The 26,599-nt window shown below is 57.9% G+C and carries 29 protein-coding genes and 1 pseudogene; 15 read left to right on the top strand and 15 right to left on the bottom strand.

Annotation, left to right across the window (positions count from 1 at the left end; translation table 11 throughout):
- Positions 1–3 precede the first annotated feature (3 nt).
- The 8 genes and pseudogenes from JJD66_RS17250 to JJD66_RS28110 all read right to left on the bottom strand — a co-directional run.
- On the bottom strand, positions 4–750 hold the full coding sequence (locus JJD66_RS17250) for a fimbrial biogenesis chaperone (RefSeq protein WP_038449772.1): 747 nt from the start codon (positions 748–750) through the stop codon (positions 4–6).
- Positions 751–823: 73 nt separating this feature from the next.
- Positions 824–1,372 (bottom strand): fimbrial protein, encoded by a 549-nt coding sequence (locus JJD66_RS17245; protein WP_038449771.1) that lies wholly within the window; start codon positions 1,370–1,372, stop codon positions 824–826.
- A 277-nt stretch (positions 1,373–1,649) separates the two neighbouring features.
- Entirely contained in the window at positions 1,650–3,983 is a 2,334-nt protein-coding gene (locus JJD66_RS17240) for an ATP-binding protein (RefSeq protein ID WP_198715091.1), read from the bottom strand.
- Positions 3,983–6,325 carry an ATP-binding protein gene (locus tag JJD66_RS17235; protein ID WP_234452258.1) on the bottom strand — a complete coding sequence of 781 codons (2,343 nt, stop codon included), beginning with the start codon at positions 6,323–6,325 and terminating at the stop codon, positions 3,983–3,985. The genes JJD66_RS17240 and JJD66_RS17235 overlap by 1 nt, the downstream gene beginning before the upstream one ends.
- Before the next feature lie 41 nt (positions 6,326–6,366).
- A complete protein-coding gene (locus JJD66_RS17230; RefSeq protein WP_161906649.1) occupies positions 6,367–7,032 on the bottom strand; it encodes a response regulator transcription factor in 666 nt (221 codons plus the stop codon).
- Positions 7,033–7,171: 139 nt separating this feature from the next.
- Positions 7,172–7,837, bottom strand: a complete 666-nt coding sequence (locus tag JJD66_RS17225; RefSeq protein WP_038449765.1) for a response regulator transcription factor — start codon at positions 7,835–7,837, stop codon at positions 7,172–7,174.
- A gap of 220 nt (positions 7,838–8,057) precedes the next feature.
- A complete protein-coding gene (locus JJD66_RS17220) occupies positions 8,058–9,407 on the bottom strand; it encodes an EAL domain-containing protein (RefSeq protein ID WP_038449763.1) in 1,350 nt (449 codons plus the stop codon).
- A 105-nt stretch (positions 9,408–9,512) separates the two neighbouring features.
- Positions 9,513–9,674 (bottom strand): annotated as a pseudogene (locus JJD66_RS28110) (AraC family transcriptional regulator CmrA); the annotation flags it as partial.
- Positions 9,675–9,774: 100 nt separating this feature from the next.
- Between JJD66_RS28110 and JJD66_RS17215 the strand changes: the two are divergent.
- Together JJD66_RS17215 and JJD66_RS17210 are read left to right on the top strand one after the other, a co-directional pair.
- Positions 9,775–10,230, top strand: a complete 456-nt coding sequence (locus JJD66_RS17215) for a GNAT family N-acetyltransferase (protein ID WP_200648626.1) — start codon at positions 9,775–9,777, stop codon at positions 10,228–10,230.
- 199 nt (positions 10,231–10,429) lie between these two features.
- Positions 10,430–10,579, top strand: a complete 150-nt coding sequence (locus tag JJD66_RS17210) for a hypothetical protein (RefSeq protein ID WP_019821496.1) — start codon at positions 10,430–10,432, stop codon at positions 10,577–10,579.
- Positions 10,580–10,606: 27 nt separating this feature from the next.
- Here the strand turns inward: JJD66_RS17210 and JJD66_RS17205 are convergent, their stop codons facing one another.
- Positions 10,607–12,130, bottom strand: coding sequence for a sensor domain-containing diguanylate cyclase (locus JJD66_RS17205; protein ID WP_200648625.1), 1,524 nt, complete (start codon positions 12,128–12,130; stop codon positions 10,607–10,609).
- A gap of 418 nt (positions 12,131–12,548) precedes the next feature.
- Here JJD66_RS17205 and JJD66_RS17200 point away from each other — a divergent pair, with 418 nt between their 5' ends.
- From JJD66_RS17200 to JJD66_RS17185, 4 genes are all read left to right on the top strand, one after another.
- Positions 12,549–12,725 carry a general stress protein gene (locus JJD66_RS17200; protein WP_003190478.1) on the top strand — a complete coding sequence of 59 codons (177 nt, stop codon included), beginning with the start codon at positions 12,549–12,551 and terminating at the stop codon, positions 12,723–12,725.
- Positions 12,726–13,053: 328 nt separating this feature from the next.
- The gene (locus JJD66_RS17195; protein ID WP_014718036.1) at positions 13,054–13,404 is read left to right on the top strand and encodes a general stress protein; all 351 of its coding nucleotides are present in this window, start codon (positions 13,054–13,056) and stop codon (positions 13,402–13,404) included.
- Positions 13,405–13,457: 53 nt separating this feature from the next.
- Entirely contained in the window at positions 13,458–14,009 is a 552-nt protein-coding gene (locus tag JJD66_RS17190) for an ATP-dependent Clp protease proteolytic subunit (protein ID WP_019821492.1), read from the top strand.
- Between the two features lie 29 nt (positions 14,010–14,038).
- On the top strand, positions 14,039–14,272 hold the full coding sequence (locus JJD66_RS17185) for a DUF2934 domain-containing protein (RefSeq protein ID WP_200648624.1): 234 nt from the start codon (positions 14,039–14,041) through the stop codon (positions 14,270–14,272).
- Between the two features lie 476 nt (positions 14,273–14,748).
- Here JJD66_RS17185 and JJD66_RS17180 read toward each other — a convergent pair whose 3' ends face one another.
- Both JJD66_RS17180 and JJD66_RS17175 read right to left on the bottom strand, forming a co-directional pair.
- Positions 14,749–15,018, bottom strand: coding sequence for a DUF6555 family protein (locus tag JJD66_RS17180; protein WP_200648623.1), 270 nt, complete (start codon positions 15,016–15,018; stop codon positions 14,749–14,751).
- Positions 15,019–15,382: 364 nt separating this feature from the next.
- Positions 15,383–15,697: a hypothetical protein gene (locus tag JJD66_RS17175; RefSeq protein WP_200648622.1), complete on the bottom strand. Its 315-nt coding sequence runs from the start codon at positions 15,695–15,697 to the stop codon at positions 15,383–15,385.
- Between the two features lie 397 nt (positions 15,698–16,094).
- Between JJD66_RS17175 and cyoA the strand changes: the two genes are divergently transcribed.
- Genes cyoA through cyoE form a run of 5 tightly spaced genes read left to right on the top strand, consistent with a single transcriptional unit; the run spans position 16,095 to position 20,806 of the window.
- Positions 16,095–17,018 carry a ubiquinol oxidase subunit II gene (gene cyoA, locus JJD66_RS17170; RefSeq protein WP_200648621.1) on the top strand — a complete coding sequence of 308 codons (924 nt, stop codon included), beginning with the start codon at positions 16,095–16,097 and terminating at the stop codon, positions 17,016–17,018.
- Positions 17,019–17,020: 2 nt separating this feature from the next.
- On the top strand, positions 17,021–18,994 hold the full coding sequence (gene cyoB / locus JJD66_RS17165; RefSeq protein ID WP_054895699.1) for a cytochrome o ubiquinol oxidase subunit I: 1,974 nt from the start codon (positions 17,021–17,023) through the stop codon (positions 18,992–18,994).
- A gap of 3 nt (positions 18,995–18,997) precedes the next feature.
- Positions 18,998–19,612, top strand: a complete 615-nt coding sequence (locus JJD66_RS17160) for a cytochrome o ubiquinol oxidase subunit III (RefSeq protein WP_034127104.1) — start codon at positions 18,998–19,000, stop codon at positions 19,610–19,612.
- A gap of 1 nt (position 19,613) precedes the next feature.
- Positions 19,614–19,952 carry a cytochrome o ubiquinol oxidase subunit IV gene (gene cyoD / locus JJD66_RS17155; protein ID WP_054895701.1) on the top strand — a complete coding sequence of 113 codons (339 nt, stop codon included), beginning with the start codon at positions 19,614–19,616 and terminating at the stop codon, positions 19,950–19,952.
- Positions 19,910–20,806, top strand: coding sequence for a heme o synthase (gene cyoE, locus JJD66_RS17150; RefSeq protein WP_200648620.1), 897 nt, complete (start codon positions 19,910–19,912; stop codon positions 20,804–20,806). The genes cyoD and cyoE overlap by 43 nt, the downstream gene beginning before the upstream one ends.
- Positions 20,807–20,967: 161 nt before the next feature.
- Here cyoE and JJD66_RS17145 read toward each other — a convergent pair whose 3' ends face one another.
- The 3 genes from JJD66_RS17145 to JJD66_RS17135 all read right to left on the bottom strand — a co-directional run bounded on the left by JJD66_RS17145 (position 20,968) and on the right by JJD66_RS17135 (position 23,938).
- On the bottom strand, positions 20,968–22,545 hold the full coding sequence (locus JJD66_RS17145; protein WP_200648619.1) for a histidine kinase famiy protein: 1,578 nt from the start codon (positions 22,543–22,545) through the stop codon (positions 20,968–20,970).
- 112 nt (positions 22,546–22,657) lie between these two features.
- Positions 22,658–23,542: a manganese catalase family protein gene (locus JJD66_RS17140; protein WP_198715080.1), complete on the bottom strand. Its 885-nt coding sequence runs from the start codon at positions 23,540–23,542 to the stop codon at positions 22,658–22,660.
- 165 nt (positions 23,543–23,707) lie between these two features.
- Positions 23,708–23,938: a hypothetical protein gene (locus JJD66_RS17135; protein WP_198715079.1), complete on the bottom strand. Its 231-nt coding sequence runs from the start codon at positions 23,936–23,938 to the stop codon at positions 23,708–23,710.
- A 320-nt stretch (positions 23,939–24,258) separates the two neighbouring features.
- Between JJD66_RS17135 and JJD66_RS17130 the strand changes: the two genes are divergently transcribed.
- From JJD66_RS17130 to JJD66_RS17120, 3 genes are all read left to right on the top strand, one after another.
- On the top strand, positions 24,259–24,441 hold the full coding sequence (locus JJD66_RS17130) for a general stress protein (protein WP_003190457.1): 183 nt from the start codon (positions 24,259–24,261) through the stop codon (positions 24,439–24,441).
- Between the two features lie 245 nt (positions 24,442–24,686).
- Positions 24,687–24,941, top strand: coding sequence for a hypothetical protein (locus JJD66_RS17125; protein WP_198715078.1), 255 nt, complete (start codon positions 24,687–24,689; stop codon positions 24,939–24,941).
- A 5-nt stretch (positions 24,942–24,946) separates the two neighbouring features.
- Positions 24,947–25,225 carry a hypothetical protein gene (locus JJD66_RS17120; protein ID WP_200648618.1) on the top strand — a complete coding sequence of 93 codons (279 nt, stop codon included), beginning with the start codon at positions 24,947–24,949 and terminating at the stop codon, positions 25,223–25,225.
- Between the two features lie 19 nt (positions 25,226–25,244).
- Here the strand turns inward: JJD66_RS17120 and JJD66_RS17115 are convergent, their stop codons facing one another.
- Positions 25,245–25,745, bottom strand: coding sequence for a CinA family protein (locus tag JJD66_RS17115; protein ID WP_198715076.1), 501 nt, complete (start codon positions 25,743–25,745; stop codon positions 25,245–25,247).
- A gap of 123 nt (positions 25,746–25,868) precedes the next feature.
- On the opposite strand from JJD66_RS17115, the gene JJD66_RS17110 reads away from it, so the two are divergent.
- A complete protein-coding gene (locus JJD66_RS17110; protein ID WP_105226471.1) occupies positions 25,869–26,267 on the top strand; it encodes a low affinity iron permease family protein in 399 nt (132 codons plus the stop codon).
- The last annotated feature ends 332 nt before the right edge of the window (positions 26,268–26,599 follow it).

Below are 26,599 nucleotides of genomic sequence, written 5' to 3'. Positions count from 1 at the left end.
GGTTCAGGGCTTGAGTGCTGTCCGAGTCGGGATCAGCGCGCCGTAATCGTTGATTGCGCTGAACTCCACCTGTGCGCCTGGGGCTGGTCGGGTTTTAAGCGTCGGCAGCGGGAATTGCCGGGTTTGACCCGGGCCCACCATGCCGTCCTCACTGCGCGCGCGCTGACTGCCAGACACCAAGTCCAGCTCAACCAGCGATACGTGAAAAGCCGATGGATTGAACGCTCGCAGAGCCAGGCCCTGGCCATCGCGGGCCGTCACCAGTTGCCATTGCACCTGCTCGATCGCTTCGCTGGCGGTGCCTGCAAGGCCCGTCGGGCGGTAGAACAATTTGATCCGCGAACGGAAGGCCATTTGCAGAGTATTCAGGTCTGCCCCGGCCTCAGGTTTGGGTGGTATTTCCAGCACGTTGAGCCAGAACACCGACTCCTTGTCCTGGGGCAGCGCTGCCCCGGTAAACAATACGCGCAGGCTTTGGCCCTTGGTCGGGTCGATACGCGCCACCGGAGGCGAAAGCAGAAACGGCGCCTTGGAGCTGGTGGGCGTGGACTCCACACTGCCGGTATCAATCCACGCTTGCATCAACGCGGGTTGAGTACCGTTGTTATTGAGTTTTACTGTGACTTCTTTCTGGTCTGCCGGGTAGATCACGCGGGTGCCGGTGATCACCACACCTGCCAGCGCCTGGGAACACCCAATTGCCACAAGACTTGCCAGAAGCATTTGTTTAAATGGAAGTATGCAAGGCATGACGTAGTCCCAATGCCGCCCCGAAAACACGCCCTTTAACTATTCAACAGGGCGTGTAGTCATTACCGGCGACTTACTGATAATTGATGGAGTAAGTCACGTTGCTGATAACGGTGCCCGGCGTGGTCGCGGCTTGGGCGTAGTATTGAACAGCGTACGGCAGGTCTGCGCTGAGTGCGGTGGCGTCGATGGCGATACGGCTGGTGGAAGCCACTTGTGCGGTGTCACCGGCTTTGATGGACTTGCCATTGGATGCGTCGATCAGTTGCAGTTGAACCTTGGTAGCACCGCCGCCGATGTTCTTCAAGTTGCCGCTGGCCGGATCAACCGAACCGCCGGCTTCAAAGAACGCAGCTGCGGTTTTCAGCGCTGCCGAGCATTTGCTCAACTGAATGCTGAAACCGGTCTGGCCGGCCACTTGGCCAGACGAGGTCAACGAGGCAGTGGAGATAGTCGGCAGCGTGACGGTAGTGCCTGCCGAGCCGGCCGCCCCATTCACTGCAACCTGGCAGGTCTCGGCCTTCAGTTCGCCGTTGAAATTGATGGTGCCGTCCGACGCCATGGCAGCGGAGGTGGCGGTGGCGGCGACCAGTGCAGCGAGGACGCGAGCTTTGTAATTCATGAGTAACTCCGAGAGAGCGATATACCAGGTAAGTGAAGAAGTTTCCGGTGCTGGAGAACTTCTGTGTTGTTGCGCAGTGAAGTGTAGGGAGTCCACGCAAAACCCAATATAGGAGTGCTCCTAAAAACAACTAAGCCACTCAATATTTCAAACAATTAACGCCTCTTTCCCTCGGTGTAAACTTACCCCTTCAACTTATGTTTTTTTATTGGGCTGCTCATTACTTCGTCTATAGGAGTGGTCCTAAAAAGCTGGCTATCGACGCAACGCAGACTATTTAATAACTCGCTGCAGTCCAGTCATCCATCATGAGACTCAATTGACGCGCGACCGCCACCGTTGGCCAGCTCACTTCATCGTGCAACAACAACTCGACCTTTTCGGCGCCGGCCGCAATCGCCGCCCAACCTGCCGTCTGCGCAGCGCCCTGGAGGCGATGCGCAGCCTGCATGGCAACCGGGCGGTCACGCAGGGCAACAGCGCTGAACAGACGGTTCATATCCGGGCGCAACGCTTCCTGCGGCCCTTCCCGCTCATGCCTGGAGGCACCGTGCACCTGCGTCGCGGCTACCGGCACCTGATCGCACCACAACTCAATCATTTGCTGCAATTTGTCCTGACGCACCGGCTTGCTCAGAACGCCGTCCAGGCCAGCCGCAAAACAGCGTTCGAGATAGGCATTGCCGGTCACCTGCGACATCGCAATGATTGGGCAATGCCCGTACTGTTGTTGGCGCTCCACGTCGCGCAAAGCGCGGCTCAGGTTGAACGCGTGATGCTCATCGATCAGTACCAGAGCAACCCTGTGCTTATTGAAGAGCGCCAGCGCCTCTTCATCATCGTCCGCCGACAACACGCCCAGGCCAAAACCTTGAAGCAGGGCTTTCACTGCTTGCTGATCGGCGTACTCCGCCTCCAACACCAGTACCCAGAATGAAACCTCTATAGGCGCTGCGACAGAATCTGCCGCCCGCACTGGCGACTCAAGCGCGCCAGCCCACTCGACGGGCAACCTCACTTCGACTTGGGTGCCGCTCCCCGGCACGCTGCTCAACGTCAGCTCGCCCTGCATCAACCTCACCAACCGGCGACAGATCACCAGCCCCAAACCGGTGCCGCCACTGCGCTTGAATGACTGCCTGGCGCGGGCATAGGGCCGAAACAGCGCAGCTTGCGCCTGGTCGGACAAGCCAATGCCGGTGTCGACCACGCGTATCAACGCCTGCGATGTTGCCCCCGGCTGTGCGTCGGGCAGCAGCAGTTGAACCTCAACCCCGCCGTGCTCGGTGAACTTGATGGCGTTGGAAATCAGATTACGTAGCACCTGGGCCACCCGTTGGTCATCGAGCAGTGCTGAAACAACGGGACGCTGACCGGTCAATGTCAACGTCAGCCTCTTTTCCTCGGCATAGCCTCGGTAATCATCCACCTGCTCTTGCAGCAGTGACCACAGGTCCACCGGCTCAAGGTTGAGCCGCAATTGCCCGGCCTCCATTTTGGAGATATCCAGCACATCGTCTACCAGGCGCAACAAGGTGTTGGCGCCGGTATTGGCCAGGCCCGTGAAGTGCCGCTGTTGTTCGTCCAGCGGTGTGTGCTCAAGCAGCTCAACTGCCGCCAGCACTGCGTTCATCGGCGAGCGGATTTCATGGCTCATGACCGCCAGGAACATCGCTTTCTCGCGCTCGCGCTGCACCGCGCGCCGTCGCTGCAACCGGCTTTGCCACACCAGGATGATAAGTAACAGCACAATGGCCAGTAACAGCCACAACTCACCCGCGTAATGTGCGGCGATGGACCTGATGGTCGGGATATCCAGGTTCATGTCGGCAAACCAGGCGTCGAAGATCGCCTTGCGCTCATCGCCGGTGATCGAGGTCAATGCCTTCTCCAGGATCGACAGCAGGATTTCATCGCTGTCGCGCACCGCCATGCTGACACCCGTGTGCAATTGGGGCACCACGCCGGATATCTGCAATACGCCCTGGTACTGGCGGGAAAGATACGGGATCAACAACCACTCCGAAGCGATTGCGGCGTCTGCCTTGCCGTCCTTGACCATGGCCATCATGTCTACGGCGTTCTGCGCGGTGATGATCGTGACTCCCGGGGCCTCGTGGCGCAGGAATGCGCCATAGACTTCGCGTCCCAACATGACTAACCGTTTGTGAGCGAGCTGTTGCAGACCTGCCAGGGGCTGATCGCCGAAACGACTGACAAGGATCGTCGAGCTGGTGTTGTAAGGCAGGGTGTAAAGCATCCCACGATCCTGGGCCGGGTCGTCGGAGCGGCGTCGAGTGGACAAGATGTCGACCTCACCGCTGATCAGCATGTCCTTGCGGGCACTGCGCGTGGTGGTCAGCACCGGTTCGAAATGCAGGCCGGTACGCAGGCCGATCAGCCTCAGGTATTTGGCCGAAAGACCGCGCAATTGGCCGCTGCTCATGTATTCGAAAGGCAGCAAGTCCTCAAACACCCCCACACGCAGCACCGGATTGGCAGCGATCCAGGCCACCTCCTGTTGCGTCAACGCCATGGGTGGCGAACTGGCGTACACGCCAACCGACGCCGGAAGGCACACTAACGCCAGTACCACCAGCAGGCGCCGCATCAGCGTGCCGTCCGTTGCACCGGTGTCGCCGGCAGCACGTCGAGCGCAGTATCGCCGCTCAAAGCGGCCCAATGCTGCAGCAACGGCTGCAAGGCTTGGGCGTGCACCGGCCCCCACTCATGTTCGCCGTACAGCAGACGCTCCATGTATTCAGCGGCCTGCGCCAGTGCCGCCCACTCCATGATCAACGCCGCGCCGTGCAATCGATGAGCCACGTGCTGCGCCGATGCGCGATCACACAGGGCGACGGCTTTGATCAGGTTTGCCAGGTCGCCGGCCATTTCACGGTAGATTGAGGCTTGATCCAGCAAAGGCGCCATCAAGCTGGTGCTCGGCGCAGCCAGCTTGACCCCACACCAGCGCTCAATGACCTCGGATAACTGTCCAAGACGTATGGGCTTGCTCAACGTCGCGTCCATGCCCGCCTCGATACAGCGTTGCAGATGACGGTCGCCGGTCAGGGCAGAGATGGCGATAATCGGGCTGCGTATGCGCCCCAATTGTATTTCCAGGGCGCGTAATCTGCGCACCAGCCCATAGCCATCCTCATCGGGCAAATCGCAGTCCATCAGCACCAGGTCATAGACGGTTTCCCTGAACAGGGGCCAGGCTTGCGCAGCGTTGGCAGCAATCACTGGTTGACAGTCAAGCGCACTGATTTGCGCGCGCAATACCTCCTGGTTGGCATAAGTATCTTCCACCACCAGAATTCGCAGCCCGCTCGAGGTTGGCTGGGTTGAGGGTGCAGCTTGCGCCAGCAAGACAGGTGGTTCCTCGCCGATGCTCACCGGTAAGCGGATAGTCACTGTGGTGCCCGTGCCCTGCTCGCTGGTCAGCGTAAATGCCCCGTGCATCAAATCCACCAACTGTCGACAAATCATCAGGCCCAACCCGGTACCCCCTGTGCGCCTGGAAGACTCGCGGGCCTGGGCATAGGGCTGAAACAGGGTGGCCTGCACTGCCTCTGAAATGCCGACGCCACTGTCGCGAACTTCAATCTGCAATTGCGGGCTGCCGTCCGGTAAAGTCGCCAACGCCACGTCAATGTCGATACTGCCCGTGTCGGTAAACTTGATGGCATTGGAAATCAGGTTATGGAAGATCTGCGTGAGCCGGGAGCTGTCGAGCAGCAACAGGGGCAGTTGCGCCTGAATATGGCTGTTCAAGCTCAGTTTTTTTTCTCGCGCACGCAGTCGATGCAGGCCAACTACGCCTTGAACCAATGCCGACACGTCGATTGCCTCAAAGGCCAGCCGGGGCAGTTTGGCGACCGAGCCGGGCCTGTCCAGCACATCATCGAGCAGGCGCGCCAGGGCGTTGGCGCCACTGTTGGCTAAATGGGCCAAATGGCGCTGCTGCTGGTTAAGCCGGGTGTGCCCAAGCAACTCCATCGCTGCTAGCACGGCGTTCATCGGTGAGCGGATTTCATGCCCCATCACGACCAGGAACATGGATTTTTCCTGCTCGCCAAGCACGGCCAGATGCCGCTGGCGCTGGCCGCGATACACCAGAGCGCACAAGCTGACCAGCACCAGCGCGCCAAGGATCAGCACATGCGAATAATGGGCGGCGATACTCGGCAATGAAGGGATATTAAGGTTCAGGTCCTGGTACCAGCGCCCATACAGCGTGTTGCGTTGCTCGACGCTGATGGACGCGAACACCTTTTCAAGGATCGAATACAGCATGACCTGGTCTGTACGGGTCGCCATGCTCACATCCAGCACTTCGCTGCCGAGCACACCGGATACTTCCAGAATGCCCTGGTACCGCTGGTACAGATAAGGCGTTAGAAAGATGGCTGACGCGATTGCCGCGTCGGCGCTGCCGTTTTCAACGCGGGTCAGTATCTCCAGGGCCGAAGCGCTTTTTTTGAGATTTGCCTTTACCCCCTTTCGGCGGAATATTTGCTCGTAGTACGCCACATCCGGTATCGCTACGGTCTTGCCCTGCAATTGGTCAATATCGAAAACGTCGGGGCTATCAACACGCGTGACAATGATCGGTGAGGTCGATTCGTAAGTCAGCGTTTGAAGCCCCTTGATGGTGGGTTCAGACCGGAAGCGCAAATAGGAGGACAGCAGGTCCACCTGCCCCTCCAGCAACATGTCTTCGCGCTCTGCCAGCGTCTTCCCGGGCAGGTAAGTGAACTGAATGCCCGTCGCGGCTGTGACAACTTGCAAATACTCTGATGACCGCCCGTGCAATACCCCCGCGTCCATGTATTCGAAAGGAATCAGATCCTCAACCACCCCGACCCGTAATACCGGATGCGTCTGGATCCAGTGCTTTTGCTCTGCACTCAGTTCGACCGGACCGGCCCTTACACCAGGCACCAGCATTATCAGCAAGCACCATAACGCCACGACGCACCGCCCCGTTTTCATGGTGTACCGATGATCTTGTTGAGCTTGAACAGCTCATTGTTGGACGTCACCCCGAGCTTGCGGAATGCAGAGGTTTTTTGCGTGCTGATGGTTTTGATGCTGCGATTGAATTTCTCGGCTATTTCACTCACGGTCATGCCTGCCAGATAACAGCGAATGACTTCCTGCTCACGGCTGGTCAGCTCCGCCAGCGCCAAGGCGTCCCGCTCTTCAGCGGGGCTTGCACTTTTCTCACCGGTGACCGTTTCCGCCAGGCGATACGTCATGTCGGTGTTCAAATACACCGCACCCGCTGCGACTTTTCGAATCGCCTTCACCAACTGGCTCATGTCTTCGCCCTTACCCACAAAACCACGGGCCCCGACCCGCATGGCGAGGCCCACTGTCGCCGGATCATGATGGCTGGACAGGATCAGGATATGGCAGTTGGGAAATTTGACGCGTAAAGCGCGGATCAGTGATACACCGTCCAACTCATTGGGATTAAGGGAGAAATCCAGAAGTAGTAAATCTGCCGGTGCCGTAACAAGGCCTACAATTAAGTCGCGGCTTTTTTCATAAATGCCAACCACTTCAAAGTTCGCCTCGGCTGCCAACGTATTGGCAAGGCCATGTCGAACGACCGCGTGGTCATCCAATAACGCAATGCGTATGGTTTTCATCGTGATCGTACCCTCTCGGTCCGGCGCGCACCGCACCGTCGAAATACAGGGATAACTCATCGATACAACGTCTAATACGCACATGAGTATATGCAATAGCCGCAAAATGACACGCGCACAGCAGATGAATTCGTGCCGCTCAAACCCCTTCGATAATATGCCTGATCCTGAATAACTCATTGTTCGACATCACCCCCAACTTGCGAAATGCGGAGGCTTTTTGCGAGCTGATGGTTTTGATACTGCGGTGGAATTTCTCGGCGATTTCCGTGATGGTCATGCCGGCCAGGTAACACCGGATCACCTCCTGCTCGCGCGCAGAAAGGCTGACAAAGCGCAGGGCTTCATCCCGGCCTTTGGCCTCGCCGTCATAGCTCACGGCGGTAGCTTCCGCCACGCGGTAGGCCATGTCCGGGCTCAAGTACACCGCGCCCGAGGCCACCAGGCGGACTGCGCAGATCAACTGCTCCATGTCCTCGCCCTTGCCCAGAAACCCGCGTGCGCCCACCCGTAACGCCAGAATTGCCGTCGCCGCATCGTGGTGCGTCGAAAAGATCAGGATCCGGCAGGTTGGAAACTTCACGCGCAGCGCGCGAATCAACGAAATACCATCCAGCTCGCAGGGGCCGAGCACAAAATCGAGCAGCAATATCTCAGCCGGTTCGGTCGCCAGCCCAGCCATCAGATCACGGCTACGGCTATACACGCCGACCACTTCAAAGTCCGGTTCCTGTACCAGTCGATTGACTAAACCATGTCGTACAATTGCATGATCATCCAGCAAAGCAATGTGTAAACGTTTCATAGATCAAGGAACACTCTTTATAACGAGCAAAAAGACGAGAACCGAAACTTATCGACTGTTAGTTAGTTCTCGACTTTTCAAGCGCACAGTTCGCCAGCCGAGCGACTACGCCTCAGCAGCAGGATATTCAAAAGCACTGAACATTTGAAAAATCAGACGATGCGCAACTTAATGCAATGGCGCCCCGATGAATATCAGACTGCTCTTAAAAGCGTATGGCTCACTCAATTGCCGAGGCGCCGTTGCTGTTCTGTTGGGTCACAAAGTTCAGGAAGGCATCGATTTCCATCGGCCGCGCCAAGGCATAGCCTTGTCCAACCCGGCAGCCCAAACGGTGCAGCAACGGGATCGTCGACTCATCCTCGATCCCCTCCGCCACCAGGCTCAGGTTGAGCAGCCGCGCCCAGTTGACGATGCCGGCGATGACATTACGTGACGAGGAATGCTGTTCGACCCCCCGGACAAACGAGCCATCGATTTTCATCTCGTCAAACGACAGGTTTGCCAGCAAGGCGAAGGTCGCCGCCCCTGTGCCGAAATCATCCATCGACACCTGGAAGCCCTTGGCTCGAATAGCGGTCAACGAGGCCGACAGATACAACTCATTGGGTTCGGGCACGTCTTCGGTCAGCTCGATCTTGAGCAGGCGATTGGGCAGCTCTGCCTGCCGCATTCTGGCTGCCAGGCGATCGGCGAAGTTGGGCGTACAAATCGTCTTGGCCGAAGCATTTACGGCAATGGGAATCTGGATGTTCGCGCGCTTGAGCGACAGCATGACCTTGATCGTCCACATCTCCACCAGGCTGAACAACAGCAAATCCAGGCCCAGGCGGTTGACCAAAGGCATCAGTACCGAAGGCGGTACTTCACCAAAGCGGGGGTGCTTCCAGCGCACCAACGCTTCGGCCCCCACAATGCGTCGGCTGAGCAATTCGAACTGCGGTTGAAACACAAAGCGCAGCCCGTCGCCAGTCGTCAGCGCATGGATCACCTCATCTTCGGCCAGGGCGTCGAAGGTATTTTTGCGTAGCGAGGGGTCGGGTTGCACGCGGGTCAATACCGTGGCGCGCAATGCATCGCCCAAGTCCAGGGTACCGCCTTCGCGCACGATCTCGACGAAAATGCCCGCCGCCCTTGCCAAACGGGCATGGGATTCCAGGGCGCTGACGGCGACTCCACCCAAGTACTTGATCCACAGCGGCTTGGCCGACCTTTCACGCGCAGACGTACGTGCACCGTCAGCGGCCCCACCCGGCGCGCCCAGCGTGGTTTCGCCCATCCACAAAATCCCTGGAAACTGGGCCAGTTTGCCAGACTCGAGACGTGCCTTGAGCAGGCTGGGCAACATCAAGCCATCGCCGCATTCAGGGCGAATTTCACTCACGATGACGTCGACCGGATAATCATCCAGCCACGCTTGCAGCGCATCCAGGGAGTCGACGTTGGCCAGGGGCAAGACCCCCATGCCACTCAATGCGGATGCAAGCCGATGTGCGCACGCCGCATCGGACGCCAGCGTGATTACACGTAACGCGCTGAACTCGTTGGGCACGGCGACATTTAGGATCATGACAAGGAATTTCCCGAGACTATTTCTTCAGGGAAAAAGCTTATCAGCGCCAAAAAAGAAACAAATAGGACTGGGACTAAAAGCCAGCGTGGCTGCCATCAGCCTTTATTGAGCAGCATCCGCCCCATCACGCATACGCCGGCTATCCCGTAAGGGCGGCGCGCCAAACAGTCGCTTGTATTCGCGGCTCAATTGCGAGGCGCTTTCATAGCCCACCGGGCTGCTCGCCTGGCCTGCGTCCAAGACCTGATTGAGCATCAGTTGCCGCGGACGATATGCTATCGATAAGGCGGCGCGTTCGCTGTCGTGACGATGTAATCAAGCTCGAGGGGTAATGAAGTGTTTAAACAGAGGATGCTTAACGACCATGGCTGAATACCTTCTGCCCCCCGCTGCCCCACACTGGCTGATCCGCCAAGCCACCCCCGACGATGTGCATGCCTTGGTCGCACTGGATGCCTACGCAACCGAGCATGCCAGCCGTCGCGTGTTTATCCATGACGCCGTGGTTCGCCAGCAATGCCTGGTAGCCGCCGACGCCAACCTGTGCGCCGGCTACCTGGTGCTCACCCACGATTTTTTCAACCATGGGTTTATTGCCCTGGTGGTGGTTTCACCGCTGTACCAGCGCCAGGGCGTCGCCCTTCGTCTGCTGGCAGCGGCCGAAGCGGCCTGCAAGACGCCCAAGCTGTTCACGTCGACCAATGCCTCCAACGGCGCGTCCCAGGCCCTGCTGATGAAAGCCGGCTTTATTCCCAGCGGGCAGATCGAGAATCTGGACGATAACGACCCTGAACGTGTGTACGTCAGGTTCATTCGCTGACGATACCTTTTGTAGGAGCGAGCTTGCTCGCGAAACACTCACAGGCGCCGCGCTTATTCAGGGAGCACGCGTTATCGTTGAGGTTTTTCGCGAGCAAGCTCGCTCCTACAGAAAGCAGAACGCCATCTGCGCGGCCAGGAACCTTTTCTCGAATGCACAATCTGTGGTTCACCCTTTTGAACCGATCGAGACCCCGCACATGCTTGTGAAAAAAGCCGTCCTCTGCCTGGCACTGCTAAGTGCCGGCTTCATCGCAGGCTATGCGGCCAAACCCACCCCGCAGCTGCAAGTCACCGCTGGCCAACTGATGGAGTGCGGCGAACTCATGATCCCGACGCTTGGGATGTGAGCCGCGCATACCCAGGTAAAAGCCGTTTCAGCCGCCCGAAGTCACGTCCGCAGGGGGCACGTTGAACCCATTGCGCCCCGCCGCCTTCGCACCGTAAAGCGCTGCATCGGCCGCCTCGACCAAACCCAACACCGGCTCCAGCCGTGAGCCCATGCCCGTCGCAACGCCGATACTCACACTCACGCGCCCGAAGGGGCTGCCTGGGTGTGTGATGTTCTCCTGCTGCAGGCGCGCAAGAATGCGTTGCGCGACCACCGCAGCGCCTGCACTGTCAGTCGCGGGCATGATGATCGCCATTTCTTCTCCGCCATAGCGCGCCACCAGGTCCGACGGCCGCCGCACGCACGTTTCCAATAACGTGCTGACCGCCTGCAAGCAAGCATCTCCCGCGACGTGACCAAAGGCATCGTTGAAGCGTTTGAAATGGTCGATATCGATCATCAGCAATGCCAGTGACGTACCCTCGCGCTGCGCCCGGCGCGCTTCAACGGCCAGCGTTTGGTCAAAACAGCGGCGGTTGGCGAGGCCGGTCAGCGCATCCTTTTTCGCTAATAGCGCCAATTGCCGATTGGAGTCGAGCAACTGTTGCTGGGCGACACGCAACGCCTCTTCCGCCGCCGTACGCCTGCGGATATCCAGGATCAGAAACCAGCCGATCAGCCCCGTCAGCCCCAACAGCCCCACCACCACGACCGCTGACAGTGCCGCCTCGATGCGCCACGCCGCGAGGGCCTCGTGCTTGCCCAACGCGACCGTGGTGATCAGCGGCAGGGTTTCGCTCTTGCGAAAGGCATAGAGTCGCTCTACCCCGTCCAGGCTGGAGGTATAGGCCGCAGTGCCCACAGGCTGGTCGACGAGGTACTTGGAATAAATAGGCGAGGTGGAAAAGTTGCGGCCCATGTCCTGCTCGCGGAAGGGGTAACGCACCAGCAACGTGCCGTCGGCGTAGGACAGGCCGATGGCGCCCTCCTGGCCTACATCGAGTTTGCCGAACACCCGCAGAAAGTTTTCCACCCCCAGGGTCACAGCGACCACGCCAGCGAAGTTGCCCGCCGCGTCGTTGAAACGGCGGCTGATGGTCACCACCCATTCACGGTTGGCGCGGCTTTGAATCGGCGGGCCAATAAAAGGTTCAGCGCTCGGATCGTCGCGGTGGTGGATGAAATAGGCCCGATCACTGCTATTGGCGCCCTCCGGGATCGCGCGATTGGAAGACAGCAGCCACCGGCCCTGAGGATCATAAATGGTGATGCCGCTCAGCTGCGGCATCAGCGGCTGCTGTCGGTTGATCAGCGTGCTGATTCGCTGGATTTGTACCGGGCCACTGCCTTCGGTTTCCAGGCGCTCAACCAGCCCCAGCAACAGCAACGAGCTTTGCCGCACGATGCCTTCGGTATAGGTGTTAAGGGCCTGGGTCAGGTTCAAGCCATGCACATCCACTTCCGCCAGCGCACGGTCGCGGGAAGACAGGACTTTCCAAATCGTCAGCGAAGTCAGGGAACAGCCGATCACCAACAGCAACAGCATCACAAGACGGGTATCACGCTTCACGTCAGCACCTTAAGGAAGTCCGGTTTCCATTCCAGCCATCATTCGAACGTCGGTACTCACAGGGGCAACCGGTTCCAGAGTGCCAGCATACAAGCAGTCTGTGCGGGCTGCAGCAACAGAGTGTGCGGCTGAGCGCCGGCCAGAGGAGCCAGCGCCTTTAATGATCACTATCAAACAGGGTATTGAATGCTAAACCAATCGTTAAGGTCGCCATTAATTCAATATCAATCGACGCGACAAAACTTATACGAAGCGGCACTTCCTGAGCCTAGTTGTACAAGTTTCATCTACCACTCTACCGTTCATCGCCCTTTTTAAAAAATTTCAAAACATCTGCGCACTTGCCCCTATCAGAAAAGATGTCCGTTGCATAAACGGGCAACTAGCGAAACGACATTTCAAAACTGGGAGTATTGTTATGACGACGAGCAATAAAAACCCTGGAAACTTCGCCAATGATCGCGAAAAAGCATCACAGGCGGGAAAGAAAGGTGGACAGGCCTCTGGCGGCAACTTCGCCAACGACCGCGAGAAAGCCTCGGAAGCCGGGCGTAAAGGCGGCCAGAACAGTCATGGTGGTGGACGTAAGTCCTGACCACACGGGCAGTACCGCTGTTCCGTTCGTTAACAAAGGGCATTCATCATGCGTGCGTCCATTGATAATCAGCGCGGCGAGCCAGCTCGCAGGCCGATTGTAGAAGTGCAAACTAAAGCACGGACTGGCCTGCGTTCTAATACGTCTGCGTGTTACGAACATCAGCAACTTGTTGAACAAGCCGAAGCAACGATAAGTGCATCTAAAACGCCCCCCTTGTGTGAAAGGCACTTATAACCGTGCAGCTTGATGCACGCGACTAAGTGCACGTTTCCAGCACAATCGAAGTGAACGTTACATTACCGACATAACGACGAGGTAACTGAACATGACTACTCAAGACAAGCAAGGCCAAATGAGCGTCAGCGAAGCCGGGAAAAAAGGCGGCGAAGCCACTTCTGCGTCCCATGACAAAGAGTTCTACCAGGAGATCGGCAGCAAAGGTGGCCAAAACAGTGGCGGGAACTTCAAGAATGATCCCGAGCGCGCCGCTGAAGCCGGCAGCAAAGGCGGCCAGAACAGCGGGGGCAATTTCAAGAACGACCCCGAACGCGCCGCCGAGGCGGGCAGCAAAGGCGGCCAGAACAGTGGCGGCAATTTTGCCAACGACCGTGAAAAAGCTTCCGAAGCCGGGCGTAAAGGTGGCGAACACAGCCACGGCGGCGGACGCAAAAGCTGATGTGCTTGATGCAGGGGAGCCGTGCTCCCCTGCTTTCATTGATGAGGGACACCATGCCTTTACACATTATCAACTTCACCGCACCGGTCACCGCTTCTACGTGCAGCCAACTGATTGAAAAAGCTTCGTTGGCCGTACAACAAGATGCCCAGGGCCTGGTACTGAATATCGCCACCATGGGTGGTGAATGCAGCTACGGCTTTACGATGTACAACTTTTTATTGTCCCTGCCGATTCCGGTGCATACCCATAACCTCGGCACAGTGGAATCCATGGGCAATATCATCTTCCTGGCCGGTGAGCGCAGGACTGCCTGCAAGCACAGCAAATTCCTGTTCCACCCCTTCCACTGGCATGTGCAAGGCGCGGTTGACCATTCGCGCATGTCCGAATACGCGATGAGCCTCGATTACGACTTGCAGTTATACGCACGCATCGTAGCCGAGCGCACCGCTGATGCCGTCGAAAAACTGGAGACTGAAAAGTACCTGATCGCCGCGCCACGCATTCTTGATCCGCAACAAGCGCTGACCGCCGGCTTGATCCATGGGATCGAACTTCCCGTGATCAAGGCGGAGTTCGTGAGCAGCTTCATTCACTCCTAGCACCTTTTATTCAATGGGGGAGCCTCACAATGGACGAAGAAACGATCCGACTCGCCGCGTACCGCATTTGGGAACAGCAAGGGAAGCCTGACGGTCAGGATTTCGTGCACTGGTTACAAGCCAGGGAGGAGCTGACAACCCCGCCGACTGACGGCCTGGCAGGCTCGATAGCAAGTAGCGTCACCCCGCCTAACCCGCACCGATCAAAGCGCCAGGCGACCGCCGCCGGGCAAAAAAACCGCAGCAGAAAACCCTACACCTGAACCCATAGAGCCGAGCGTGCGGACGCGCCTGTCGATAAACCTGCCAGGGTTCTAAAACATCGACAGCCGTCCAAGCGCCATCCCCGCCCCGCCGCCTCTCGATACTGGCATTAAAACATCAACTAATCGCTTGTTTGAATTCTTCCTCTTTAGCAGTTGAAAACGCCCACTTCTTAATCGAGAGTGGCCGTTCATTCAGGGAGGAATCGATGTGACCCATCTACAAGCGAACCGAAGTTGCCTGCAATGTAAACAACCCTACGAATCGACGCTGGATGACTCCGACTTTCTGGTGTCGTCGGCCTCTGACATGCTCTGCCCGGCGTGCAAGCAACACTATGCAGCCGACCTCATGAAAGAGGCACTTCAACGCAGCGTGCAAAAGTTGTGCATGTTGCAGGAGCGACGCAAAAAACAGTAAACACTCGCCTCGCCCCACCGCCACCCGCATGGACACCGCCCATTAAAAAATACATTTATTCTGGTGGCGGTGGTACATAGGGCTTTGCAATAAACGGGATACTCCCAGACGGACGCCATTTTACATTTTCAAGACCGTAGCGCTCGGCCAGCGGTTTACTGATGCGTTTGATCTTTTCATTACGCGACCTGGGAATAATGCCAATTCCTGCATCGCAACAGGCCCAATGCCACGCCTCTGCGTTATTCATCACCTCCGCTCTTATAATGAAAGACTTAGGCACGTGGTGGTATTCGTATTCGATGACATATAAAGAATTTTTCATAACCTCTCCTTCTGATTTTTTGTTATTTGCTCAGAACGAAGGTTCAGAAATTTTAATGTTTTAATGACGACGATCACGCACTTGCTGTTGCACTACCGTTCGTCGGCCTCGCATTAAAAAAATAAAACGGTTCATGCTTCTTCTGTTTCTTAATACTGAGTCTGTTCACTCCAGGCTCTTGGTAAAAACTCCTGTCTTGCCCGCACTCTGTGCGGGCTTTTTTATTCTGCCGCGACGCTACACCCTGTGGCGAGGGAGCTTGCTCCCGTGACGGCCTGGCAGCCGACGCTTATCTCCCTGACGCGCCACAATTTAGGTGTGGAAGCTGACTTGCCAGCTCCCACATTCAAGATCGCGGAGCCACTCAATCGTCGTCGTGCAAGTGCGCGTCAGCACAGGGCAGTCGGCCGGACTCCCCCCCGGCAATCCGTTCCGCCTGATCAATACCGCGTTTGAGCGCGTCATTCACCGTCCATTCGGCACCCGGCAACTGCTTGGTGCGTTCAACCACACATTGTCCCGTCGCGGTGTATACGCACACCAGCACGTCAATATCGGCATCTTCCCGCTCCCGAGCCCTGACTTCGATATGGCAGCCGTTTTCAACCTCCTGGGTAAAACACTCTTCGTCGAGTGCCTTGGCGGCCCAGGCTTTATAGGTGTTGCCACGTATAAACATAGCGCTTCTCCAAAACCGTTAGTGGGGTTGGCCATCAACTAACGACTGAAATCCCTAACCAGAATTCAGACTTTCTGCAAGGCCACCTCCATCATGCACCGATAAAAACCCTTTACCGTTTCGCCTGTTAAACCGTTCGTCAGGCGAGGAAACAAATTGTTAAACCAACCCATCGGGCTCTATTCAAAATGTTCGGGAGCGCGGCGAAATGCGCCCTGCAGAGCGGCAGCAAAAGCCAATAAAACCGTGCAGTAGAAGCTTTTTATCTACTGACGGCACCTTATTGCCGAGTATTTAACACCTGACGGCTCCTAAGGTTAACAAGCGCTTCGCTTAGTTAACGCTTGAGCACTGATTCGGCACAGCAAAACGCAAGTTTCCAATACAGGAGCAAGGCATGAAACGAGCGATGGGTTATTGCCTGGTCACTATCACCAGCCTCTTCTTACTCACCAGTTGCAACCTGGTGGTATTCAACCCCAAGGGGCAAGTAGCAACCGATGAGCGCGACCTGATTATTCTCGCTACGGGCCTGATGCTGCTGGTGGTCGTCCCGGTGATTGTGATGATGTTTGTCTTCGCCTACCGCTACCGCGCCACCAATAAAAAAGCGCGTTACTCCCCCCGCTGGGCCAGTTCACACAAAATCGAAGCGGTGGTATGGGGCGTTCCCCTGCTGATCATCATCGTCCTGGGGTGGGTGACCTGGGAGACCACCCACGCACTCGATCCCTATCGCCCGCTGGAATCAGACACCCCGCCGATCAATGTGCAGGTGGTGGCCACCGACTGGAAGTGGCTGTTTATCTACCCTGACCTGGGCATCGCCAGCGTCAACGAACTGGCCCTGCCGGTGCACACGCCGGTGAGTTTCACCGTCACCTCCGACGCGGCCATGACCTCGTTCTTTATTCCCGCACTCGGCGGGCAGATCTACGCCATGGCCGGCATGCAGACCAGGTTGCACCTGATCGCCAACGAAACCGGTGAGTTCAGAGGGATTGCCGCCAACTACAACGGCCCCGGTTTTTCCGACATGCATTTCACCACGCTGTCCCTGAGCACTGCCGACTTTCAAACCTGGGTGACAAAGGTCAAGGGTGCGGCCACCTCTCTGGACCACAGCTCTTACACGCAATTGGCCAAGCCCACCCTCAAGCACCCGGTGACCTATTACTCGGCGGTACAGGAGCGCTTGTTCCTGGACATCGTCGATAAATACGAGGGCATGAACAAGGCCAATAAACCCCGGCGCTCGCCATTGAGCGACGCTGCACAACGCACCGATCAACACCCAAGTCTGCTGGCTGAGGAGCGGTAACCATGTTCGGAAAACTGTCGTGGGACGCGATCCCAACCACTGAACCCATTGTGATGTACACCCTGGCCGTCGTCGGCCTGATCGGGGTGGCGCTGGTGGGCTCGATCACCTGGAAACGCAAGTGGGGCTATTTGTGGCGCGAATGGTTCACCTCGGTGGACCACAAGAAGATCGGTTGCATGTACATCATCGTCGCCCTGGTGATGCTGCTGCGCGGGTTTTCTGATGCGATCATGATGCGCACCCAGCAAGCCATGGCCGCCAGCGGCGGGCCGGGTTACCTGCCGCCGGAACATTACGACCAGATCTTCACCGCCCACGGTGTGATCATGATCTTCTTCATGGCCATGCCCTTTGTGGTCGGCTTGATGAACATCGTCGTGCCGTTGCAGATCGGCGCTCGTGATGTGGCCTATCCGTTTCTCAATGCCCTGAGTTTCTGGCTGTTCGTGGTGGGTGCGGCGCTGGTGAATATTTCGCTGGGGGTCGGTGAATTCGCGCGCACCGGCTGGGTCGCGTATCCGCCGTTATCCGAGCTGGGCTACAGCCCCGGCGTCGGGGTGGATTACTACATCTGGTCATTGCAGATATCCGGCATCGGCACGCTGCTCACGGGGGTGAACTTCTTCGTCACCATCCTGAAGATGCGCACCGAAGGCATGACGCTGTTCAAGATGCCGGTGTTCACCTGGAATGCGCTGTGCACCTCGGTGCTGATTCTGGCGGCATTCCCGATCCTCACCGCCACCCTACTGATGCTGACCCTGGACCGCTATCTGGGCATGCATTTTTTCACCAACGAGGCGGGCGGCAACCCGATGATGTACGTGAACCTCATCTGGGCCTGGGGGCATCCGGAGGTGTACATCCTGATCCTGCCCGCGTTCGGGGTGTTTTCCGAGATTGCCGCCACCTTCAGCAGCAAGCGGCTGTTCGGCTACGTGTCGCTGGTATGGGCGACCATCGCGATCACCGTGTTGTCGTTCATCGTGTGGCTGCATCACTTTTTCACTATGGGCGCGGGGGGCAACGTCAACGCGTTCTTCGGCATCATGACGATGATCATCGCGGTGCCGACCGGGGTGAAAATCTTCACCTGGTTGTTCACCATGTACCGCGGCCGCGTGCGCTTCGAAACGCCCATGCTGTGGACCCTGGGCTTTATCGTGACCTTCAGCATCGGCGGCATGACCGGGGTGCTGCTGGCGGTGCCCGGGGCCGATTTCCTGCTGCACAACAGCCTGTTCCTGATCGCGCACTTTCACAACGTGATCATCGGTGGCGCGGTGTTCGGCTATATGGCCGGCCTGACGTATTGGTTCCCCAAGGCGTTCGGTTTCCGCTTGAACGACAAGCTGGGCCGCATCGCCTTCTGGTGCTGGCTGGTGGGCTTTTATTTCGCGTTCATGCCCTCCTACGTGCTGGGTTTCATGGGCATGACGCGCCGTCTCAATCATTTCGACAACCCCGAGTGGCGGCCCTGGCTGCTGCTGGAGCTGGTGGGGGTGGCAATCATCCTCTGCGGCGTGGCGGCGCAAGCCTTGCAATTGTTTGTCAGCATCCGCAACCGTCATCAATACCGCGACCGCACCGGCGACCCGTGGGACGGGCGCACCCTGGAATGGGCCACCGCGTCTCCCCCGCCGCTGTACAACTTCGCCGAGCAGCCCAAGGTCAATGACCTGGACGCGTACTGGGGCATGAAGGAGCGCGGCGTCAGCACCCTGAGCCACACCGACTATCGCAGCATCCATATGCCGCGCAATACCGCATCGGGCCTGGTCATCAGCCTGTTTGCGCTGGTCTGCAGCTTTGCGTTGGTGTGGCACATCTGGTGGTTGGCGGCGTTCGGCCTGGTGGCCTCGGTGGTGGCGTTCGTGGTGCGCAGCTACGACGAAGACACCGATTACTTCGTGCCCGCGCAGGAAGTCGCGCGCATCGAAACGGCCCGTCTCAAAGACCTGGCGGAGGCTTGACCCATGTCCAATATCGTTATGGAAAAAGACATTGCCCATACCCACGAACAAGGGCATGAAGACGCCGGTTCGCTGAGCCTGTTCGGGTTCTGGATCTACCTGATGACCGACTGCATCCTGTTCGCGACCTTGTTCGCCGGCTACGCCGTATTGCGCGACAGCGTGGCGGGCGGGCCGTCGAGCATGGATATTTTCGAACTGCCCTATGTGCTGGCCGAAACCATGCTGCTGCTGTTGAGCAGTATCACCTACGGCTACGCCATGCTCGCCATGAACCACGGCAAGCAACGCGATGTGCTGCGCTGGCTGGGGCTCACGTTCGTATTGGGCGCGGGCTTTATCGCCATGGAGATCAACGAATTCCACCATCTGATCGAAGAAGGCTACGGGCCGGACCGCAGCGGCTTCCTGACGGCCTTCTTCACCCTCGTCGGCACCCACGGCGCACACGTGTTAACCGGGCTGATCTGGATGGCGGTGCTGATGGTCCAGGTCAAGCAACGCGGTCTGACCAGCACCAACGCCACCCGGCTCAGTTGCCTGAGCTTGTTCTGGCACTTTTTGGACGTGGTGTGGATCTGCGTCTTTACCGTGGTCTATCTGTTGGGGGTGGTGTGACATGTACAAGCAAAGCTCGCTTCACAGCAGTGCCGGTACCAGCCATGGCAGCAGTCGCTCCTATCTGGTCGGGTTCCTGGTGTCAGTACTGCTCACCCTGATTCCGTTCGCCCTGGTGATGTTCCCGTCACTGCCGCGCACCGTCACCGCCTGGTTGGTAGTGGCGTTGGGCGCGATACAAATCGTGGTCCACCTCAAGTTCTTCCTGCACCTGGACACGGCCGAAGAACAACGCTGGAACCTGATTGCGCTGATTTTCTCGGCGATCATCATTCTTCTGTTGGTGGGGCTTTCGCTATGGATCATGGACAGTATTCATCACAACATGCTGGCGCACTGAAACACTGGCGGGGGCTGTTCAATACCGCTATCGAGCTCACCAAGCCGGGCATTATTGTCGGCAACCTGGCGTCGGTGCTGGGCGGTTACCTGCTCGCCGCCAGCGGGCATGTGGCCTCGGTGACGCACGGGCTTGCCACACTGCTCGGCACGGCCCTGGTGATCGGTTGCGGCTGTGTCATCAACAACTGCATTGACCGCGACATCGACCGGCGCATGGTACGCACCTGTCATCGGCCATTGGCACTGCGCACCATCAGAGTGTCCACTGCCGCAGGCTATGGGATCGTCCTGGGCGCCTGCGGTTTTGGCTTGCTGTGGGCCGGCAGCAATGCGCTGGCGTGTGGGCTGGCGATGGTCGGGCTGGTGATCTATGCGGGGGTCTACACCTACTGGCTCAAGCGACGCTCCCAGTGGGCCACCTTGATTGGCAGCCTCTCTGGGGCGATGCCGCCGGTGATCGGCTATTGCGCGGTCACCGGGCGGTTTGACCTCACGGCCATGCTGCTGATCGCGGTGTTCTGTTGTTGGCAGATGCCGCATTCACACGCCATCACCGTGATGCGCCACGAGGATTTCCGCGCCGCAGGCCTGCCACTGTTGAGCCTGGCCCAAGCCCATCGGCAGATCCAGGCGTACATGCTGGCCTTCCTCGCCAGCGCCCTGGTGCTGGGCGCGGTGGCGCAGATGGCGGCGTTGTATTTCGTAGTGATGCTCGGGCTGGGGGGTTATTGGCTAACTCTCGCGGCCAGCGGTACACGCCTCGCTGACCCGACCGGCTGGGCACGCAGGATATTCGGGTTTTCGATTGTGTTGGTGCTGGCGCTTGACCTGACGCTGGCGGTGCTGAGGTAGCTTTGTGAGCTGGCACTCAAGGGATGCAATGCTCAAACGAAGATCAACTGTGGGAGCTGGCTTGCCTGCGAAAGCGGTCGTGCTGTAACAGCTGTAGTGACGGACACACCGCTTTCGCGGGCAAGCCCGCTCCCACAGTCTGAGCGCGTTGGCCTGCTCGATCAGGCATCGAGCACTGCACGGATTTTCCGGGGAAGGTCAGCAGGCTGATACGGCTTGGGAATCAACTCGAACGCATGCACCTCTATCTCCGCGCGGGCCAGCGCATCTTTCGCATAGCCGGTGGTCAGCAAGATCCTGATGTGCGGATACAAGCGCGACACCTCCCGCGCCAACGCCGCGCCATTCATAGCGCCGGGCATGATCAAGTCACTGAACACCAGGTCATACGTCGCCTGTTTGAGCATGCCCAATGCCTCGGCGGCATTGAGGGCGATGTCGGTGTGGTAACCGTAGTCAGACAGAATGACCTGCGCCAACTCGGCCACCTCGGGCCGGTCCTCCACGATCAGGATGCGTTCGTTACCTTGCGGTGAGATGGCTGTGGGGGTCTGCTCGACCCACAGCTGGCTGTCATCTGCAGGAAAGTACAAGCGAATCGTCGTACCGATGCCCGGGTCTGAATGAATCCGCGCCGTGCCGCCCGATTGCTTGACGAAGCCATACACCATCGACAACCCCAGGCCCGAGCCCTGGCCTTCTTCCTTGGTGGTGAAGAACGGCTGCATGACTTTGTCCTGAATACCTGCGTCGATGCCGTTGCCGTTATCGGAGACCGAAATACTCACGTAACAGCCCTCGGTCAACCCATCCCGCTCGGCACCGAGATCGCCGGGCACCTGGACGTTGCAGGTCTTGACGGTTACCGTCGGGTCAGCACGCCCGTGCAAAGCATCCTGGGCATTCGATAACAGGTGCTGCACTGCCAGTTCCGCCTGGACCGGGTCGATGCGGCAATTCCACAAATCGTCGGCAAGCTCCACATGCAACTCGACACCCTTCAGCGCACGCGCCATGAAGTCGGGGCGACCGAGCAAACTGTTCAAGTTGATCACCCGACTGTCGAGCCGTTGCTTGCGCGAAAACGCCAGCAACTGCTGGGTCAGGGTCTGAGCTTTTTGCGCCGCTGCCCTGGCACGGCTGGCACTGTTGACGATGCGCTGCGGATCGCTACCGGGGCGCTTGGCGCTCTGCTGGATCAAGTCGAGATAACCCATCATCACTTGCAGCAGGTTATTAAAGTCATGGGCGATGCCACCGGTCAGTTGCCCCAGTGCTTCCAAGTCTTGTGCGCGACGCACGCGCTGTTCAGCGTCGTGGCGCCGGCTCACGTCCAACTGCGAGGCGAAAAAATACACCAGCTGCCCACGTTCGTTGAACAACGGCGAAATGAACAGCTCGTTCCAGAAGGTCGAGCCGTCTTTGCGGTAATTGAGCACCTCGACACAGGCTTCATGGTGCTGCTCAACCGCGCGCTGCACCTGGTGCAGCGCGTTTTTATCGGTTTGGGGCCCTTGCAGGAACCTGCAATTGCGTCCGATCACTTCGTCCAGTTCAAAGCCTGTCAGGGTCAGGAACGCCTGGTTGGCAAAGATGATCGGGTTATCAGGCCCGGCGGGGTCGGTCACGATCATTGCACTGTGGCTGGCTTGCATGGCCGCAAAGAACAGGTCTTTGCGGCTGGCAGACAGCATTGCCAATTCCATACCGTCGACCACAGGCTTCTTCTTTGTCGCCAAGGTTCACCTCCAGATACGTGGTACGTGTTCCATGGACCGTGAAAACGCTGCGCAGTGCCATCTTGTGCCGAGCGGACGCGGCGCCGTAAGGTTGGGCGCCGCGTGACTTGGATCATGGTTCAGGTTTTGGCTGCAGCCCCTTGCCCAGATCAGCGCCGGTGGTGGGGTCGCTGGTGGGGTCCGAGAGCGTGCGGATTTTCATCGCGCTCAGCACCGCTTCATCGTCGGCGTCCAACTGCACGCTGGCGGTGCCGTCACCGCCATCGACCGCCGGTTGTGGGTTTTCCACAAACTCCCAACCGTCACCCTGGTTCCAAGGCCCGCGCAGGTTCTCCGCGCCTTGGGACATGTTGAAGTACACCTGCGTGAACTCCGGTTTGCCCGGCAACTTGCCCTGGGGAAAATTCGGCTGGATCGCATGCAGCGCTTTTTCGAAGGATATCTGGTGAGCGATTTCCCGCGTCATCAAAAACCCCAGCGCGTCTTTTACACCCGGGTCATCGGTGACGTTCATCAACCGCTCATAGACAATTTTGGCCCGGGCTTCGGCGGCGATATTCGAGCGCATGTCTGCGGTGGGTTCACCAATAGTGTCGATGTAGGCGGCGGTCCACGGCACGCCGGCAGAGTTGGTCAACGGCGAACCCGCCCCGTACAGCAGGCTGGTGATATGCGAGTCATTGCCGGCGCCATTGAGGGCACGATACAACTCGCCCTCCTCTTCCACGCCTTCGGCCATTCGCCCCTTGGCGCCCTTGTTGAGCATGACGATGATGGAGCCGACGATCTCCAGATGGCTGAGTTCTTCGGTGGCGATGTCCATCAGCAAATCTTTGCGCCCCGGGTCGTCTTCCGCCAAGGCTTGGGTGAAGTAACGGGATGCTGCCGCCAACTCACCTTGGGCACCGCCAAACTGCTCGAGCAAAAGGTTGGCCAGGCCCGGATTGGGCTCGGCGACGCGGACGGTGTATTGAAGTCGCTTGTTATGTAGAAACATGAACAAATCTCCTCAGGCTTACGGAAAAAGGCGCCCTGCTGGAATGCGCGCCTACCTTGCATGGGAAGTGGCCTACGCGTGGAAAATTTCAAAATAAACCAGCGCATCACGACCAGCGGTAATGCGCTGCAGGCCAAGCGAAACGGCGCTTGTAGCGCAGTTCTCTCAATCGGCGCCGTCGTTTTCCGACTCGGGCACGGCGTCGATGCCGGGCGTACCGCTGGCGGGTTTGACGCTGGCGTCAGCGGGTGTCGCGGCGCTGTCGGGATGGTCCCAATCGGTGGTCGCGTTGGGGTCTTCGTCGCGCCCGGCAGTGCCAATGACGCAACCGTCTTCATTGGGTGCGTCCGCATGCTCGAGCGGCCGGTACTGTGGGTTGGATGGGTTGTGTTTCATGGCTGAAAAGCTCCCGTTCACAGGTTAGGAACCTGGTTGGAACCACACCCTTTTTTGGAGTGCGACGAAAAAGACGAATGGCAGGACCGTTAACTAAGCCAGCCGTTTCGATCTTGTTAATGCCCAAGCGCTGACCGGTTCCAAAAGTTATACGAAGCGGCACATCAACCAAGTTTCTGTATAACTTTTCAAGCCAAATTACCGTTCGTCGCCAGGTAGAAAAATCGGTAAAACATTTCTCAAATGGCCAATATCGGAATAAGTGTCCGTTGTGAAACGGCCAACTAACGAAACGCTAACTTAGCGACTGGAGAACTATCATGACTACAGGTAATAAAAACCCGGGCAACTTTGCCAATGATCGCGAAAAAGCCTCCGAAGCCGGTAAAAAAGGCGGCCAAGCGTCGGGCGGCAATTTCGCCAACGACCGTGAAAAGGCCTCCGAAGCAGGTCGCAAGGGTGGCCAGCACAGCCACGGCGGCGGTCGGAAGTCGGGTTCTTGAGTAACGGCAGGAGGGGCAGCCTGGCTGCCCCTTCAAACCTGATAGGTTGAACGCTGCGCAATTAATCTTCCCAACACCTTGCCCAATTAACTTAGCAACGAGCGAAACTCAGGATGAGTTTCAAGTAGAGGCTTTCGACGCTAAGTTGTGGACGACCCTTCTTACAAAGCCATTACCTTGCCAGTATTTACGCCCCGTCATTATGAGCTAGCCTTATCGCGCTGAGTCCTTTATGCGGTGAACTCATGGATACGTTAACGAAAACCGAGATCGAAACGGCCCTGTCCGCTCGCCTTCCCAAGTGCGCGGTCAAGTGCGCGCTCAACGCGGACGGCAGCCTTTCAGTCACTGTAACGGCGCACGGTATGGACCAATTCACCATCGCGAACATCAACCGCGCCCACTATCACGGTGTCTCGGGGATCAACCGGCTTGTTCGAGAAATACGTGAGGAAATGGTCATAGCCAGGCAGTCTTTCTGGCTGTCATCGGTGGGGTAACCGATATGCCGGACTCTACGGACGCAACGCTACAACCGGTCAAAATTGAATATTTGCAGGACACGCTGTTCGGTGTGAATCCGCTGGCCAGCGAATGCATGGGGCAGCTTGTGCGCACTGCGCCCGGCTTGCAGTTGCGACTTGCGCCGCCATGGCCAGGGCAGTTGCTAAAAGCCCACAGGATTACCTTTGAATGGGACGGTCAGGTCTGTCGTGGCGTGGTGCAGCAGGTTGAAACCTTGACCAACGGCGACTTGCTGCTGGACATCGAACCGCAGCCGTAAACGCGCGCACTTGGCAGCATTAGGCGCGTTCACCCGCCATCGCCCGCTGGTGAAAATGCGGCAGCCATTTCAACGCGTGAAGGGAAGCGGCCAACTGCACCTGCTCACGGGAGCCCATGAAGCGTTCCTTGCGACTGAACACACTCAGCGCTCCCCCATTTCGATAGGCCCAGGCGAAACAAACGGTGCCTGGAGGAATGCCATCAATTCCATCCGGCCCCAGCAGGCCCGTGGTCGCTACCGCTACATCCGCAGGGCTGTCGCGCAGCGCGCCGTGAGCCATTTCCTGGGCGACCTCACAACTGGTGAGATTGAAGGTATCGATGGTATAGCGACGCACGTTCAACAACCGCTGTTTCGCCTCTGGCGAATACACCACGTACCCGCTTTCGATCCACGAGCCACTGCCGTCGACCTGCGAAAGCAAGGTGATGATCTTGCCAGCGGTACACGACTCGGCCGTCGTGACGACCAACTGATGGTGCTTGAGGTATTCAACGATAGAAGCAGCGACCGACATGCTGAGTGCTCCTGTGCAAGAGGGATTTGCTCATTGATTTTTGTCAAAAAAAACGATTTGTAAAAAAGAATTTCGAAATTCTGTTGGGGTCTACAGAGGAAGATCCCCCTAGGAGACAGCACCATGAAATTCGCGAAATTCTGCCAGAAACTCTCCAACCAGGCGGGCAGCTCAAAAACCTTTCTGACGGCCGTCAGCTTGATAGCTGTCTGGGCGCTCACCGGGCCTTACTTTCATTACAACGACACCTGGCAGTTAATCATCAATACTTCCACCACCATCATCACCTTCCTGATGGTGTTCCTGATCCAGAATACCCAGAACCGCGACAACGATATTCTTCATCTGAAACTGGACGAGCTGATTCGTGCCACCAAAGAAGCTCACAATGCGGCGTTGAGCCTGGATAAGCTCGGGTCGCACGACCTGCAAAAATTGCGTGAGCAGTACAGCAAGCTGGGGCAACCCAAGCCGGTCGACGACATCAAGCAGGAGAAGAATTCTTCAAGCGGCCCAATCTGAGCCCTACGCCGGCCAGCGTACCTTGCGCCCTTGCACAACGTTGTAGGGATCGATGGTAACCATGATGCGAAGCGAACCCGCTCCAACGATTTGATCGCAGGGCGTCAGGTAGATAGGTGTCGACTGTCAGGCCGTCATCGCAGGCAAGCCAGCTCCCACAATTTGATCGCGGGGCCTCAGGTAGGTAGGTGTCGGCTGTCAGGCGGCCTTCGCGAGCAAGCCCGCTTGTATGCTAGGACTTGAAGGGAGGAGAAGGGACAAAGCCCGATTCTGACTGTTGACGCAGTACAGACCGTGGGAGATTTCGCCCCTCCTCCTTTCACCCAAGCGCC

Origin of the sequence: Pseudomonas sp. MF6751 (genome assembly GCF_016613265.1) — a bacterium.
In the GTDB taxonomy this organism is placed as follows: Bacteria; Pseudomonadota; Gammaproteobacteria; order Pseudomonadales; family Pseudomonadaceae; genus Aquipseudomonas; species Aquipseudomonas fluorescens_BV.
The sequence above is the reverse complement of the archived record's forward strand: the minus strand, read 5'-3'. Positions and strand labels throughout refer to the sequence as shown.